A 14367-nucleotide genomic window follows, 5' to 3' on the forward strand; every position below is an offset into this window, starting at 1 on the left:
GTTGCAACATCGCAAGATCGTCGTGGTTCTGAAGGGCTATCCGCGGCTGTCGGAAACCTTCATCGCGCAGGAACTGCTCGGTCTGGAGCGTGCGGGGTTCGACCTGATACTCTTCGCGCTCAGGCGGCCGACCGACGCAAAACGCCACCCCGTGCATGACGAGATCAAAGCGCCCGTCCATTATCTGCCGGAATATCTGCATGAAGAGCCGCTGCGCGTGGTTCGCTCGCTGTTTGCTTATCTGCTTCGGCCGGGCTTCTGGCGGGCGCTCGGATCGCTGGCTATCGACCTCGGCCGCGACTTTACGCGCAATCGCGCGCGCCGCTTCGGACAAGCGCTCGTGCTGGCGGCCGAATGGCCGGAAGACGCGGGCTGGCTGCACGCACATTTCGCGCACACACCGGCATCGGTGACGCGCTATGCCAGCCAGCTTCGTGGCCTGCCCTGGAGCTGCTCGGCCCATGCCAAGGACATCTGGACTTCGGCGGACTGGGATCTGGCTGGCAAGCTTTCCTCGGCCCGCTGGACAGTCACTTGCACGAAAACCGGCTTCGACCGTCTGAAAAAACTCGCTAACGGCAACGCGTCTGTGCATCTGAGCTATCATGGGCTCGACCTTGATCGCTTCGGCAGTATCAGTGAGGCGCGAAAACAGCATAACGGCTCGGCGCCGGACCAACCGGTTATCATTCTGAGTGTCGGGCGCGCCGTTGAAAAGAAAGGTTACGATACATTGCTGGAGGCCCTTGCCCTCTTGCCTGGTGATTTGGCGTGGCGTTTCGAGCATATCGGCGGCGGCGAGGAACTGGAACGGTTCAAGGCGCTGGCGCAAAAGCTCGGCCTGGATGGCCGCGTCTTTTGGAAAGGCGCGCTGGCGCAGGAGGAGGTGCTTGATCACTACCGCTGCGCCGACATCTTCGCCCTGGCCTGCAGGATCACCGCAAATGGCGACCGGGACGGTCTGCCGAATGTTCTGGTGGAGGCGGCTAGCCAGCGGCTTGCCTGCGTGTCGACCGATATTTCCGGCGTGCCGGAGCTTCTATCGCCGGATGAAACCGGGCTGCTGGTCCCGACGGAAAACCCGATTGCCCTGGCGCAGGCGCTGGAGCGCCTGATCCGTGATCCCGTGCTGCGCGCCCGCCTCGGCGACGCCGCAGAGCGGCGCGTGCGCGGTAATTTCGATCATTTGGCAAGCATTGGACAGCTCAAGGAACTGTTCGAGCGGGAGTGGCGGGCCGCCGAATGAAGCGGCTGCGGGCTTTCTTCTATGTCCAGCACCTGCTCGGCATCGGCCATCTCGCGCGCGCCAGCCGCATTGCGGCGGCTCTGGTCGATGACGGGTTTGACGTAACCGTCGTGACCGGCGGAGCGCCGATCGCGGGGTTTCCGGGAGTGGGTGTGAAATCTGTAACCCTGCCACCTGTCACCTCCGGTGATGAAGGATTTTCCGGACTTGTCGACCTGCAGGGCAAACCCATCGACGATGATTTCAAGAGATGGCGTTCAGAGATGCTGCTGCAGGCGTTCCGGGATTGCAGGCCTGATATCGTCATTGTCGAGGCGTTTCCATTTGGACGCCGGCAGATGCGTTTCGAACTCCTGCCGCTGATCGAGGCCATCGACGCGACGTGGCCCAGACCGCTGCTGGCGACGTCCGTCCGTGATATCCTTCAGGAGCGCGTCAAGCCGGGCCGAAACGAGGAAACGGTCGATCTGATCAACAGGCATTTCGACCTTGTCATGGTCCACGGCGATCCGGCTTTCGCAACCATCGACAAGACATTTCCACTGGCTGGGGCGATCAAGGCCGAGGTCACCTACACCGGGCTCGTTGCCGCGCCGCCATCGCCCGCGGCCTCCGCGCACTTCGACGTTCTGGTGTCGGTTGGCGGCGGGGCTGCCGGAAAGAGCCTTGTCAGCTCCACGATCGCAGCGGCGCGGCATGCCAACAACACTTGGAAATGGTGTTTGATCACCGGCCCCAACCTGCCGAAAGACGAGTTTGACGCGATCACACGCGATGCCTCGCCGGTCCTGTCCATCTTCCGGTTCCGCGAGGATTTCGCCAGCCTGCTGACCGGCGCCCGCCTGTCGGTCTCGCAGGCGGGTTACAACACGGTCTGCGATGTCCTGCGCGCGGGTTGTCGCTCTCTGCTCGTTCCGTTTGCAGCCGGCGGGGAAACCGAACAGACGGTTCGCACCCTGAGGCTCGAAGAACTCGGCCTTGCAACGGTGCTGAGGGAGAAGGACCTAACGCCTGAAGGTTTGGCGCAAGCGATCGAACAGGCGCTTGCGGGACCGACGCCAGCCGCGCATCGTCTCGATCTGGAAGGCGCGCATCGCTCGGCGCAAATTCTGCGCCAGCGGTATCGAACATGGTCCCCAAAAGTGGGGCCCGGTTTCGGAGAAGTTCATGATCAAAACAGACGATAGATGCTAACGCGCGTCGCGTCTGGCGAGGTTCGTGCGACGCGCTTCAACTCCTCGTTTATGCATGTCGTTGTCCCAAACCGGGCGAAATGCGTCAAACAGTTCCAATCAGCATGAAGCGCGTATAATTTTTTGTCGGCAGTTCGCCGGAGAACCGCACCTCCCGTAGCGCCGCCATTGCTTCGAAGGCTGCAAGCGAAGCCACGCAGTTGATGTGCGTCGGCTCGCTGAAATAATCGTTCGATTGCAGCAGTACAGTCGTGCCCCGCGGAAGCAGAGCAAGCCAGGCGCGCAGATCGGCTATGTGTTCGCAGCTCGTATTGACCATCAGGTCGGGCCGCCCGGCCGCATAGTCGAGTGCGTACATATCTGCCGTCAGCGCCCGGAAACGGTCGCCGGCTTCCCGGTTGAGGGTCCGGGCGACCGGCGCAACTTCGGGATCGATGTCGATGCTATCGACCGCCGCGATGTCGAAGCGGGCGTCGTTGAAAAGCATAGCCGGCAATACGCCGTACCATCCACCCAGAACCCATATGCGCCCGAACCGGCCGCCGCAGCTTTCGAACAGCCTGTCGAGCGCCCACATCTTGCAGGCGACCTGCTTGTGGTTGAAGGCGTTGGCGATATCGGCGTTCGGATGCCTGGTGATGACGCGCGCCAGCCCTGCCACCAGGGGGCAGTTGACATAGGCAGCAATTCCCCGCGTCAGGTCAAAGGCTTGCTCATGCCAGTCCATGCCGGCATTGCGTGGTTGCGTGACATCCATCATATTCGTCTTGTAAGTTGGGATTTCGGGCGACACAACGCAATCTTGCCTCCCGGAAGGCTGTTGATTCGCGGACGTGACTATGCTGCAAGCCGCTTCGCCATTGCCCGGTGCCGGAGAGAGCCTGTTGCATCTGTCCGGACCAGCGGCGTCCATTCGCCAGCACCAGCCGCGCAGCTGCTGCCTCGTGCTGCTCGGCTATTCGCCGAAACCCTACCGAAGCCGCGAACCGTTTGGCCAGCCGCATTCTTCGATGATCAGCAATGCCGATGTCGTTGTAATCGATCATGCGCCGGAACTGGATCGCGCCGCCTCGCATGTTCCTTCCATCGTTGAGCGCAGGACAATCTCCGTGCGCTGCAGCTTCGAGCTTGTCTTTGGCGACGAAGAAATTGCCGATAAGCCATTCGCCAGCAGGTGCTTTTACATCCTGCATCGTTCCAACTGAAGGGTCCACAGCCGCATATGGAACCCAGCCTAGCCCGCTATATCTGGACGCACACCAAGAAGCAGCAGCTCTGGATATTGATGATCGTCGTGCTTTCGATGATCCCGTATTTCATGTCCTTCGACCTGCCGAAGCTGATCATCAACGGCCCGATCCAAGGTAGCGGGTTCGAGCAACCGGGCGCGACCCAGCCATTCATGAGGCTGCACTATAACCTGCCGTTCATCGGAGAGGTCCAGTTCTTCTCCGGTTTTCAGCTCGACCGCGTGGCGACGCTGTTTGCGCTGAGCCTTGTGTTCCTCTTGCTGGTCGTCATCAACGGCCTGTTCAAATTCTATATCAACACCTACAAGGGCCGCCTCGGCGAACGCATGCTGCGGCGTATCCGCTTCGATCTGGTCGATCGTGTGCTGCGGTTTCCGCCGTTTTACTTCAAGCGGGTGAAATCCGCCGAAGTGGCGACCATGGTGAAGGACGAGGTGGAGCCGCTGGGCGGCTTCATCGGCGATGCCTTCGTGCAGCCGGTGCTGCTCGGCGGCCAGGCGCTGACGGCCATGCTGTTCATCGTGGTCCAGAATTTCTGGCTCGGAATGATCGCGGCCGGGATCGTGGCGGTCCAGATCGTGCTCATCCCGCGAATGCGGCGGCGGCTGATCGTGCTCGGGCGCGAACGGCAGTTGACGGCGCGCGCGCTTTCGGGCCGGGTTGGCGAAATCGTCGACGGCATCGGCGCGGTTCACGTCCACGACACATCAAACTACGAGCGCGCCGACATAGCTGCCCGGCTCGGGCTCATCTTCAAGATCCGCTTCGATCTTTACCAATGGAAATTCATGGTGAAGTTTCTGAACAATTTTCTCGCGCAGCTCACGCCCTTTCTGTTTTACATGATCGGCGGGTATCTGGTCATCCAGGGGCGGCTGGACGTCGGTCAGCTCGTGGCCGTGATCGGCGCCTACAAGGACCTGCCCGGACCGATGAAGGAACTGATCGACTGGGATCAGGCGCGGCAGGATGTCCAGGTCAAATATCAGCAGGTCGTTGAACAATTCACCGTCGATCGGCTCATTGCGCCGAGGATCGGGGCATTGACGATCGACGATCCCGATCCGATGACCAAGCCCCTGTCGGCGATCGGTCTGTCGATAGCAGATGATGGCGGTGCAATGCTCCTCGACCGTGTCTCCCTCAAGATCAAGCCGGGTGAGACGGTGGCGCTGCTCAGTACCGCAACGGGTGGAGCCGAGGCGCTTGCAGAAGCCTTCGCAAGGCTGAACTGGCCCGACAGCGGAAGGGTCGCTTCGGGCGCCGACGACTTGCTTGAACTCCCCGAAGCAGTGACCGGCCGGCGCATGTCCTATGCCTCGTCGGATGTTTTCCTGTTCCAGGCAAGCCTGCGCGATAACCTGCTCTACGGGCTGAAGCATGCGCCGCTGACATCGGTGCCTTATGACGATGCTGCGGCAGACCAGCACCGCTGGAACATGCATGAGGCGCGCCTGTCGGGCAATCCGGATCTTGATATCCACAGCGACTGGATCAACTATGTTTCCGCCGGCGCTACCGGCCCGCACGACCTCTTTGAAGCCGTGCGCCGGGTACTCGACGCGGTTGTTCTATCGCGCGATATCCTGGATCTTGGCTTGCGCTCTTCGGCCGATCTCACGCGTCACAGCGAGCTTGCCCGGCGGATCGTCGAACTGCGTGCGGCGCTGCGAACCCGGCTGGAACACGAAGGGCTGAGCGGACTGGTGGTTCCTTTCGAACCGGGCGCCTACAACAAGGAAGCAACGATCGGCCAAAACCTGCTCTTCGGCGCTGCCGCCGGCCCCGAACTGGCCGACAGGGCTCTGGCGGCCAATCCCTATTTTGCTTCTGTCCTGAGGCAAGCCGGCCTCGACCGCACGCTCTACGAAATGGGCATGGAGATCGCCGAACAGGCGATCGAGCTGTTTGCCGACCTGCCGCCCGATCACCCGTTCTTCCAGCAACTTGCCTTCATGAGCGCCGAGGAGATACCCACCTACGAAACCTTGCTGCAACGGCTCAAGAACCGTCCCCACGAGGCGGTTTCGGAGAGCGACCGCGCCATGATCGTCACCTTGAGCTTTGCCTATATCGAGCCCCGGCACCGCTTCGGCCTGCTGAGCGACGAACTGATGAGCAAGATCGTCGCTGCACGCAACCTGTTCCATGAGAACCTGCCGCCCGAGCTGCAGAATGCCATCGAACGGTATGATCCCGCCAAATACATTGCCGCGGCCACCGTCATGGATAATGTCCTGTTCGGGCGTGTGGGCAACAACCATCCCGACGCGCCGGATCGCATACGCTCCATCGTCTATGACATTCTTGACGAACTTGGGCTTTATGCCGAACTTCTGGATGTCGGCCTGGACTTCAACGTCGGCTCCAGCGGCAGGCGGCTGACCAGCGGGCAGCGACAGAAACTCGATGTTGCCCGGGCCCTGCTCAAGCGTCCTGATTTTCTCATTCTCAACCGGCCGCTGTCGGCGCTCGACCAGCGCATGCAGGACAAGGTGCTGCGGAACGTGCTCGAGGAAGCCAGGCGCGACGGCCATTCGCCGGCAATTGTGTGGGTCGTGACGAACCCGGCGATGGCGATGATGTTCGATCGCGTTATCGTCTTCGATTCGGGTAAATTGGTGGAAGACGGAACACCCGAGACACTTTTGGCAGGGAACGGTACATTCAAGGGACTGTTGTCATAGAGCAGCGGACATTCAGATGGGATCATTCTGCCGGTGGGAATTTACTGCAAGGTCAAGGGATTCGCCGACGGGCGTAGCGAGGCCACTTCCCGCCGAAACCCGAACGGTTTGCCGCAGATTCATCCGGCTCTTCGAGTTTCCGGTTGGCGGACGCCATTGCCAGGTGGCATCGCCCGATCGCACGACATCGGGCTCGCCACCTTTCGCGCGGTTCGTCTCGCCATCCCGGAAACAGAATTCATTCCATCTGGGCGTCCATTGCTCTAGTCTGGCAAACGCGAATTTTGGGAAGGTTTGCGACAATGCTGCTCAAGGATGAAGTTGCAATGCTGCAACGCGTTCCCTTGTTCTCTGCCATCGACCCGACAAAGCTCAAGCTGCTTGCGTTCACATCCGATCGTGTGAGCTACAGCGCCGGCCAGATCCTTTTCCGGCAGGGCGACGAGGGAGACGCCGCCTACGTCATCCTTTCAGGCAGGGCGGATATTCTGGTCGATTCCGACAGCGGACCGATAAAAGTTGCCGAACTGGAGCCAAATTCGATTGTTGGCGAGATCGCCATATTGTGCAACAGCTCTCGCACCGCCACCGTCAGAGCGGCAAGTCCGCTGGAAGTCTTGAGGATCCGCAAGGATCATTTCCTGAGGCTTATGAGGGAGTTCCCGGAAATGACCATCGAGATATTGCGGGTTCTTGCCGATCGCCTAAGCCATACGACCGCGGATCTGATCGACGCACGAAGCACCAAATAACGGATGACGTGCGCTCGATCCTCGCCGTCGCGATGGCACTGGCCTCTTGCTGAGAAGGTCACCCCGGAGAAAACCTGTCTCGCCTAGCAGCAGTTGTTTGGCTACGATGGGCGACGGGGACTGGGAAGGGGTAGCATGGACTACGAAGTTTTCCTGGTCAGGTTTTGGGGCGTGCGCGGCAGCACTCCGGTATCAGGGCCAGAATTCTCTCGCTATGGCGGCAACACGAGCTGCATTGAGATGCGATGCGGTAAACATACGCTTCTATTCGACGCGGGCTCTGGCCTACGGCCTGCCGGCGCCGCACTTCGGGCGTCAGGCGTGACCGATTTCGACCTGTTTTTCACCCATTGCCATTACGATCACATCATCGGGCTGCCGTTTTTTGCGCCGATCTATGACCGGAGCGTCAAGCTTACGCTTTGGTCCGGGCATCTTGCAGGACGTATGACGACCCGGCAGATGGTCGATGAGTTCATGCGGCCGCCGTGGTTTCCGGTGAAACTGGAGATCTGCAAGGCAAGCCTCGACTGCCGCGATTTCGTATCCGGAGACGTGCTTCGCCCGCGCGAAGGGGTGGTGGTCCGAACCGGCAGTCTTATCCATCCGGGCGGCTGCATAGGCTACCGGGTCGAATGGGGCGGCCGGGTCGTGGCGGTGATCACAGACACTGAGCACGAGCCGGACAAACTCGATCAGGCGGTGCTCGCCCTGATCGAAGATGCCGACCTCGTCATTTACGATTGCACCTACACCGACCAGGAAATGAAACGCCGCCGCGGTAACGGGCACTCGACGTGGCAACAGGGCGTCAAGCTCTGTGAGGCGGCCGGTGCGCGGCGGCTTGCGCTGTTTCACCACGATCCGACACGCACCGACGAGCAACTGGACGAAATCGAGCAACTGGCCAAAGACAGGTTTGCCGGCGCTTTTGCCGCTCGGGATGGCCAGACGCTCGAATTTCCGGGCTCGTTGCACAAAAAGCGCTGAGCTATTTTCCTCTACTGGCGCTGCGCCCGATCAATGTCCCGATCGGAAGCCATGCGCAGGCTTCAGTCTGTGCGGTGACTGTGAACAGCCGTTCGAGGAACAGCCAGGCCGATTCATCATGTACGAGATGGTGGGTGAGCAGGCCGACCGGTTCGCCGCCGCCGATTTCACGCTGCAATTGCGCGATGATAGCCTGAACCAATAGGCCATGATCTCGGCAGCCGCGCGTGCCATGCCAATCCATGATGTCGACATTGCTGTTGATGACCGCCAGTGGAGCCGGCTTCGGCGGCCCATAGACCGACAATGCCGCAAATCCTATCGATCGAAGGTTGGGTACCAAGCCGGCGTCGATCCTGTTCCAGGGTGGCACCAGCATCGGAACGGCACGTGCGCCGTGCAGGCCGGTTACGTGCGACAGCCCGCGAGCCAGATCATCGAGCACCGCCTCGCGTGGCCGATGCGCGCCGAGCTCCTGCTTTTTCTGGTCCTCGGGCGCATGATTTCGGTGCGCCCAGCCATGGATGGCGACCGCGGCATGCGGCGCCTCGTCAAGCCGGACGACAAGCTTCTCGTCAGTCAGGGCCGGAATGACGGCCAGAGTGACCGGAACCGCGAATTCACCGGTGAGGTCGAGCAGCCGATCGAGCGCAGGCGTCGGATCCACGGCGTCATCGTCACGCAGCCAGAACTCTGCCTTACGGTCCGCCCGTTGCCGGCACGCCAGTTCTTCCACCAAGGGCTGCCAGATCCGATCGGATGTCATGAAACCGAGATCTTCGCAAGAAGTTCGGCCAGACGCCCCGCTGCAACACCGAGGGAGCGTTCTTCGAGGATGAAACGTCTGGCTTCCGCGGCCATGATGGTTCTTTCGTCGTTACGGGTGAGAAGCCTTTCAATGGCAGAAGCGAACGCCGCCACATCGCCCGGCGGGGTGAGAAACCCGGTCTGGCCATCCCGCACGACCTCCGGCACGCCGGCGATGTCCTGAGCCACCACCGGAAGGCCGGCGGCCTGTGCTTCAAGATAGGCAACGCCATAGGCCTCGCCGTAACCCGGCCAGACGTAAATTCCCCCACTGTAGAGGACATCCGGCACGGCGGCCGGCTCAATCGCGCCAAGCCATACGATACGGTCGGCGGGCAAGTCGGCGAATTGCGCTTTGACCTCGTCACGGGCAGGCCCATCCCCGACGACCGACATGGTCCAGGGCAGGTGGCCGATCGGACCGAGCGCCTGCGCCAGCATGCGATAGCTTTCGACTTTGTCGCCCGGGCGCATCATGGCGACGGTAACGAGGCGCGTCGGACAACCCCGTGCCGGCATTTCCCCGAATACCGATGTGTCGATGAAGGGCGAAAGCAGACCGAGAGCGGCGTCGGGAATCGCATCTGCCAGTCCCTGACGATCCCTTTGCGTGAAGCAGATGTTCAGCGCTGCCTGTTCGACGGCTCGCGCCACCAACGCCTGCGTGTCGGCCCACAAACCGGCGTTGCGCCGCCTCGAATAGGAGGCTTCCGCTGTCACACAGGGGATAGCAAAGGCCGACGCGAGCTCGGGTCCGATCAGGTCGGGCGCCTTGTAATAGGGATGATAGCAGAACCAGAGATCGGGCTTGCCGTCACGATCCCAAAGCATTTTTAACCGCGCGGCTTCCTCTCGGGCTTCGATCTTGAGCGCATCGAAACTTTTCGGAACCGGTTCGCGTAGATAGAAGCGCAATTCGGATGCCAGTTCGACGCTATGCCCTGCATGCTCCAGCGCCTTGACCAGCGTCCGTGCCATCTGGCGGTCGCCGGAGGCAACGGGATGATTGGGCGACTTCAGCGGCGCGTAGAAGGCAATTCGCATCGTCGGACCCTATCATCGGAAAGCCTGCGCAAGTCAATTTGGAAGCATGGTCGACTCACTTTCTAGCAGTGGAATGTGGTATCTGATGCTCATGGAAACAGCTGCAGCGTCCGATCCGTTTGTCGCTTCTTTGCCGGTCTTCGCAAGGTTCGAAAGCGTTGCCGATATCGATAACTATCGGCCCCTCCCGGATGGCTGGGCGCTGGCCACCGCCGACATCGTCGGCTCGACCAAGGCGATCGACGCTGGGCGCTATAAAACCGTCAATATGGCCGGCGCCAGCGTTATCTCGGCGCTGCTCAATGCGCTGGGTCGGCGAGATCTTCCCTTTGTCTTCGGCGGCGACGGCGCGCTCGTGGCGTTTCCCGGCTCGGCTCTGGAGATCACCCGCAACGCGCTGGCCGCTGTCCAGAGATGGGTGGCGGACGAACTGGACCTGACCTTGCGTGCCGCAATCGTGCCGATCGAGGATATAAGAGCGCAAGGCCTCGACGTTCGCGTGGCGAGGTTCCGGGCCTCCGAAGCGGTCTTCTATGCCATGTTCGCGGGCGGTGGCGGCAGTTGGGCGGAAGCCGAGATGAAAGCGGGGCGCTACCGCATCGATCCTGCGCCAGCCGGCACACGGCCGGATCTTACCGGCCTCTCCTGCCGCTGGAACCCGATCGACGCCCGGCACGGCGAAATCGTCTCGATCATAGCCATCCCGGGGCCGTCGCGCGACTTGCGCGGTTTTCAGTCTTTGGCTTCCGACATCATCGCCCTTGCCGGGGGGCAGGAACGCGATGGCCACCCGTTGCCGGTGAACGGTCCGGCCTACAGTTTTTCGCCCGCCGGCCTCGATATCGAGGCGCGGGCCATGGCGCCGGCAGGATGGCGGTGGCTGTCGAAGCTGTGGATATTGTTCCAGCTGACGCTGACGGCTGTCACCGATAGATATGGCTGGACGATCGGCAGCTTCGATCCGAAGATCTACAAACGCGACGTGGCCAGCAATTCGGATTTCCGGAAGTTCGACGACGGCTTGAAGATGACTATCGACGTCGACGCGGATGTGTTGCAACGGATCGAGAACCGGCTGAAACAGGCGGAAGAGGCGGGCATCTGCAACTATGGCCTGCACCGCCAGAAATCGGCCTTGATGACATGCCTCGTCGCCTCGCCGCTGCAGCGCGATCACGTTCATTTCATCGATGGCGCCGCCGGCGGCTATGCGATGGCCGCCGCAAGCCTGAAGGCGAAGGTGCCGGTCTGACGGCAGCTTGCGGAAATCGATTTTCCGCAATATGCCTCGGGGTTCTTGGGGACCAGGTGAGCCTCGCCATGGGCGCGCGGACGGCCTGTCCGAATTGACGGAAAGCAGATTTTTGGACGCCTCACGATCGACATATGACCGTCTTCTGACCCTGATTTCGACGCGCACCGCGCAAGTCGGTGTGATCGGGCTGGGCTATGTCGGGTTGCCGCTGGCAGTTGCGATCGCACGCGCCGGCTTCCCGGTTTCCGGCTTCGACATCGAAGCCCAGAAGGTCGAGAGCCTGAACAACGGCCAATCCTACATTGAGGCGGTGACGTCGACGGCCCTTGCCGGCCAGGTGGCAAGCGGACGGTTCCGCGGCACTGCGGATTTTGCCGAACTGGCCGTCTGCGATGTCATCATCATCTGCGTTCCGACACCGCTGACGAAAAACCGTGAGCCGGACCTCTCCTTTGTCAGGAACACGGCAGGCACCGTCGCGAAGCATTTGCGTCTCGGCCAGCTGATCGTGCTGGAATCGACTACCTATCCCGGCACCACCGACGACGTGATCAAGCCGATACTGGAAGAGACCGGTTTGCAGTCGAATATAGACTTCTTCCTCGGTTTCTCGCCCGAACGCGAGGATCCCGGCAACCGCAGCTTTGAAGTCGCGACGATCCCCAAGGTCGTGGCAGGCGACGGCATTGAAGCGGCGATACTCGTGCAGGCTTTCTACCAGGGCGTGGTCAAGACCGTCGTTCCGGTTTCCACCACGGCGACCGCCGAGGCGGTCAAGCTGACGGAAAACATCTTCCGCTCGGTCAACATAGCCCTGGTCAACGAGTTGAAGGTCGTGCTCGGTGCGATGGGCATCGATATCTGGGAGGTGATCGAGGCGGCAAAGAGCAAGCCCTTCGGCTACATGCCCTTTTATCCTGGCCCCGGACTTGGCGGGCACTGCGTTCCGATCGATCCGTTCTACCTGACGTGGAAGGCGCGCGAATACGAAATGCCGACCCGCTTCATCGAGCTGGCGGCAGAGATCAACACGGCCATGCCGCGTCATGTGGTCGATGAACTGGCGAAGGCGCTGGACCAGCGCTGCGGCAAGGCGCTCAGCCGCTCGCGCATTCTCATCATCGGGCTCGCCTACAAGAAGAATGTGCCCGACATCCGCGAAAGCCCCTCGTTGCGGCTCATTGAACTCATCGAGGAATGGGGCGGCAAGGCGGAATTTCACGATCCGCATGTTACCGAGATCCCGACCACACGGGAGCATATGACGATCAAGGGGCGGCGCTCGGTCGAATTGACCGAGGCGGCATTGAAGGATTTCGATGCTGTCGTCATTGCAACCGACCACGACGCGATCGACTATCAGGCGATCGCTGATCACGCTCTTCTGATCGTCGACACACGCAATGTTTTTGGCCGCCTCGGGCTAGCCCGAGAGACGGTGGTGAAGGCCTGACGGCGTCTGGGCTGGCGAGTTTTTTTGCCTGATGTCAGGATCGTGATTGAACTCCGCCGGCAGCCTCGCCACATAATGCCCCTTCGCCGGCTTTTGCCCCAAGCCGGCTTCATTGATTTCGGGGGTCTTGTCTCTGGGGTCGTTAGCGGAGCGTGTTATGGCGGATCAATGGAGAATGGCTCGTCTTCGACGGGTCTCGAGATAGCATGAGCACAGCGCAAGGAGAAATTTCCACCATTCTCATGGATAAGGTTGCCGATTGGCTGACCCAATCGGCGCTGGCGGGCGACGATCTGGAAAGATTGGTAAAGGGCTTTTGTGAACGGCTGGCTGCTGCCGGCCTGCCGCTGAAGCGGGTGCATTTGAGCTTTTCGATGCTTCATCCGCTTTATGACGCGCTTGGCTTCACCTGGCTTCGCGGCCAGGGCATGGAAGTGGAAGGCTTCCGCAAAGAGGACGGTGTTCATTCTGACAGATTCCTGACCAGCCCATACTACCATCTGCTCAGCAACAAGCTCGACCATCTGCGGCGCCGGCTCGACCCATCGGTGCCGTCGGAATTTCCTGTTTTCGATGACCTCAGGCGTATGGGCGTGACCGATTACATGGCTTTCGTCCATCCCTTCAACGGCAATACCAGTCAGGGCATGATCGGGTCCTGGTCCACCGACAGCGCTTCAGGCTTCAGCGACAGCATGATTTCAGCGCTGCTTCGCATCCAGAACCATCTCGCCATCGCAACGAAGATGGCGGTGCTCACCAAGCTGGCCGACAACATGATGACCACTTATCTCGGCGGCGACGCCGGCAGGCGCGTGCTGGACGGCCAGATCAAGCGCGGCGAAGGCGACACAATCCGGGCCGCACTGGTCATGGCCGATATGCGCGGCTCGACAAGGCTTGCCGAAACTTCCGGCCGCGAAATCTACATCGACACGCTGAACCAGTTTTTCGATGCCATTGCTGCACCTTTCAATCGCAGAGGCGGGCAGATCATGAGTTTCGTAGGTGATGGCTTTATTGCCGTCTACCCTTGCGAAAGGCACCGTGCGCAGTCCGAGATCGCCTGCCAGGCTGCTCTTGCGGCAACGCACAAGGCCACCGCGCGCATGATGGAGCTCAATCAGCGCAGAAAGGAGCAGGGATTGGGCGACATAAAATTTGGCATTGGCCTGCATGTCGGCAATGTGATGTTCGGCAATGTCGGGCTTACGGACCGGCTCACATTCTCTGTCTTCGGCTCGGCTGTAAACGAGGTCCAGCGCCTCCAGACCCTGACCAAGAAATATACGTACAGCGTTCTCGCCAGCAAAGACTTCGCCGGCTATTGCGGCGCCAACAGCTGGCTGACGCTCGGCAACGAGGAACTGGCGGGCGTCAAACAGAAGCTGACGGTGCTTTCACCCGATCTGTCGGGTGCTCTCGCACTCGATGAAGACGGTGCGCTGGAGCCGATCCACGACCGAATATCCGACGCCGAGCAGGTCATGCTGCTTCATCGCGATGCAGCGCGGCTGTCGGCGGCCGACCCGAGGAAGCTCCAGTAACCGCCACGATCTGATCCGAACGCCTTTGGTGCGCAGTCCGGTCGCCGGTTCCGCCAGGGAACTGGCGACCGATTTCGAATCCAAGTTGCTCTGCGCTGCCAATGCGTTAGTCTCGCTTTCTGGGCCCGCCGCCCGGCGGGCTG

General features: G+C 60.9%; 12 protein-coding genes. 8 read left to right on the plus strand and 4 right to left on the minus strand.

Annotated features, from left to right (window positions below; all coding sequences use genetic code 11):
* Position 1: 1 nt before the first annotated feature.
* Both AC0L2A_RS15935 and AC0L2A_RS15940 read left to right on the plus strand, forming a co-directional pair.
* The gene (locus AC0L2A_RS15935) at positions 2 to 1246 is read left to right on the plus strand and encodes a glycosyltransferase (RefSeq protein WP_236389271.1); all 1245 of its coding nucleotides are present in this window, start codon (positions 2 to 4) and stop codon (positions 1244 to 1246) included.
* Positions 1243 to 2433, plus strand: coding sequence for a glycosyltransferase family protein (locus AC0L2A_RS15940; protein WP_236389273.1), 1191 nt, complete (start codon positions 1243 to 1245; stop codon positions 2431 to 2433). Before AC0L2A_RS15935 ends, AC0L2A_RS15940 begins: the two co-directional genes overlap by 4 nt.
* 91 nt (positions 2434 to 2524) lie before the next feature.
* Here AC0L2A_RS15940 and AC0L2A_RS15945 read toward each other — a convergent pair whose 3' ends face one another.
* Both AC0L2A_RS15945 and AC0L2A_RS15950 read right to left on the minus strand, forming a co-directional pair.
* Positions 2525 to 3196, minus strand: a complete 672-nt coding sequence (locus AC0L2A_RS15945) for a class I SAM-dependent methyltransferase (RefSeq protein WP_236389516.1) — start codon at positions 3194 to 3196, stop codon at positions 2525 to 2527.
* On the minus strand, positions 3153 to 3632 hold the full coding sequence (locus AC0L2A_RS15950) for a hypothetical protein (protein WP_236389281.1): 480 nt from the start codon (positions 3630 to 3632) through the stop codon (positions 3153 to 3155). The genes AC0L2A_RS15945 and AC0L2A_RS15950 overlap by 44 nt, the downstream gene beginning before the upstream one ends.
* Before the next feature lie 29 nt (positions 3633 to 3661).
* Here AC0L2A_RS15950 and AC0L2A_RS15955 point away from each other — a divergent pair, with 29 nt between their 5' ends.
* The 3 genes from AC0L2A_RS15955 (at position 3662) to AC0L2A_RS15965 (ending at position 8118) form a co-directional block, all read left to right on the plus strand.
* The gene (locus tag AC0L2A_RS15955; protein WP_473609563.1) at positions 3662 to 6376 is read left to right on the plus strand and encodes an ABC transporter transmembrane domain-containing protein; all 2715 of its coding nucleotides are present in this window, start codon (positions 3662 to 3664) and stop codon (positions 6374 to 6376) included.
* Positions 6377 to 6678: 302 nt separating this feature from the next.
* Positions 6679 to 7128 carry a cyclic nucleotide-binding domain-containing protein gene (locus AC0L2A_RS15960; protein ID WP_091594718.1) on the plus strand — a complete coding sequence of 150 codons (450 nt, stop codon included), beginning with the start codon at positions 6679 to 6681 and terminating at the stop codon, positions 7126 to 7128.
* Positions 7129 to 7263: 135 nt separating this feature from the next.
* A complete protein-coding gene (locus AC0L2A_RS15965; RefSeq protein ID WP_128168946.1) occupies positions 7264 to 8118 on the plus strand; it encodes an MBL fold metallo-hydrolase in 855 nt (284 codons plus the stop codon).
* A 1-nt stretch (position 8119) separates the two neighbouring features.
* Here the strand turns inward: AC0L2A_RS15965 and AC0L2A_RS15970 are convergent, their stop codons facing one another.
* Both AC0L2A_RS15970 and AC0L2A_RS15975 read right to left on the minus strand, forming a co-directional pair.
* Positions 8120 to 8884 (minus strand): polysaccharide deacetylase family protein, encoded by a 765-nt coding sequence (locus tag AC0L2A_RS15970; protein ID WP_473609564.1) that lies wholly within the window; start codon positions 8882 to 8884, stop codon positions 8120 to 8122.
* A complete protein-coding gene (locus AC0L2A_RS15975; protein WP_473609566.1) occupies positions 8881 to 9969 on the minus strand; it encodes a glycosyltransferase family 4 protein in 1089 nt (362 codons plus the stop codon). The genes AC0L2A_RS15970 and AC0L2A_RS15975 overlap by 4 nt, the downstream gene beginning before the upstream one ends.
* Before the next feature lie 73 nt (positions 9970 to 10042).
* Here AC0L2A_RS15975 and AC0L2A_RS15980 point away from each other — a divergent pair, with 73 nt between their 5' ends.
* The 3 genes from AC0L2A_RS15980 to AC0L2A_RS15990 all read left to right on the plus strand — a co-directional run bounded on the left by AC0L2A_RS15980 (position 10043) and on the right by AC0L2A_RS15990 (position 14224).
* Positions 10043 to 11221, plus strand: coding sequence for a DUF3095 domain-containing protein (locus tag AC0L2A_RS15980; protein ID WP_473609567.1), 1179 nt, complete (start codon positions 10043 to 10045; stop codon positions 11219 to 11221).
* Positions 11222 to 11333: 112 nt separating this feature from the next.
* Positions 11334 to 12677 (plus strand): nucleotide sugar dehydrogenase, encoded by a 1344-nt coding sequence (locus tag AC0L2A_RS15985; protein WP_473609568.1) that lies wholly within the window; start codon positions 11334 to 11336, stop codon positions 12675 to 12677.
* Positions 12678 to 12883: 206 nt separating this feature from the next.
* Positions 12884 to 14224 carry an adenylate/guanylate cyclase domain-containing protein gene (locus tag AC0L2A_RS15990; RefSeq protein ID WP_473609570.1) on the plus strand — a complete coding sequence of 447 codons (1341 nt, stop codon included), beginning with the start codon at positions 12884 to 12886 and terminating at the stop codon, positions 14222 to 14224.
* The last annotated feature ends 143 nt before the right edge of the window (positions 14225 to 14367 follow it).

Source organism: Mesorhizobium sp. WSM4844 (assembly GCF_055811775.1).

Bases quoted from the DNA above. Each gene is read 5' to 3' on its own strand.
- AC0L2A_RS15940 (WP_236389273.1), top strand. From the start codon at position 1,243: ATGAAGCGGCTGCGGGCTTTCTTCTATGTCCAGCACCTGCTCGGCATC.
- AC0L2A_RS15945 (WP_236389516.1), bottom strand. From the start codon at position 3,196: ATGGATGTCACGCAACCACGCAATGCCGGCATGGACTGGCATGAGCAA.
- AC0L2A_RS15950 (WP_236389281.1), bottom strand. From the start codon at position 3,632: ATGCAGGATGTAAAAGCACCTGCTGGCGAATGGCTTATCGGCAATTTC.
- AC0L2A_RS15955 (WP_473609563.1), top strand. From the start codon at position 3,662: ATGGAACCCAGCCTAGCCCGCTATATCTGGACGCACACCAAGAAGCAG.
- AC0L2A_RS15960 (WP_091594718.1), top strand. From the start codon at position 6,679: ATGCTGCTCAAGGATGAAGTTGCAATGCTGCAACGCGTTCCCTTGTTC.
- AC0L2A_RS15965 (WP_128168946.1), top strand. From the start codon at position 7,264: ATGGACTACGAAGTTTTCCTGGTCAGGTTTTGGGGCGTGCGCGGCAGC.
- AC0L2A_RS15970 (WP_473609564.1), bottom strand. From the start codon at position 8,884: ATGACATCCGATCGGATCTGGCAGCCCTTGGTGGAAGAACTGGCGTGC.
- AC0L2A_RS15975 (WP_473609566.1), bottom strand. From the start codon at position 9,969: ATGCGAATTGCCTTCTACGCGCCGCTGAAGTCGCCCAATCATCCCGTT.
- AC0L2A_RS15980 (WP_473609567.1), top strand. From the start codon at position 10,043: ATGTGGTATCTGATGCTCATGGAAACAGCTGCAGCGTCCGATCCGTTT.
- AC0L2A_RS15990 (WP_473609570.1), top strand. From the start codon at position 12,884: ATGAGCACAGCGCAAGGAGAAATTTCCACCATTCTCATGGATAAGGTT.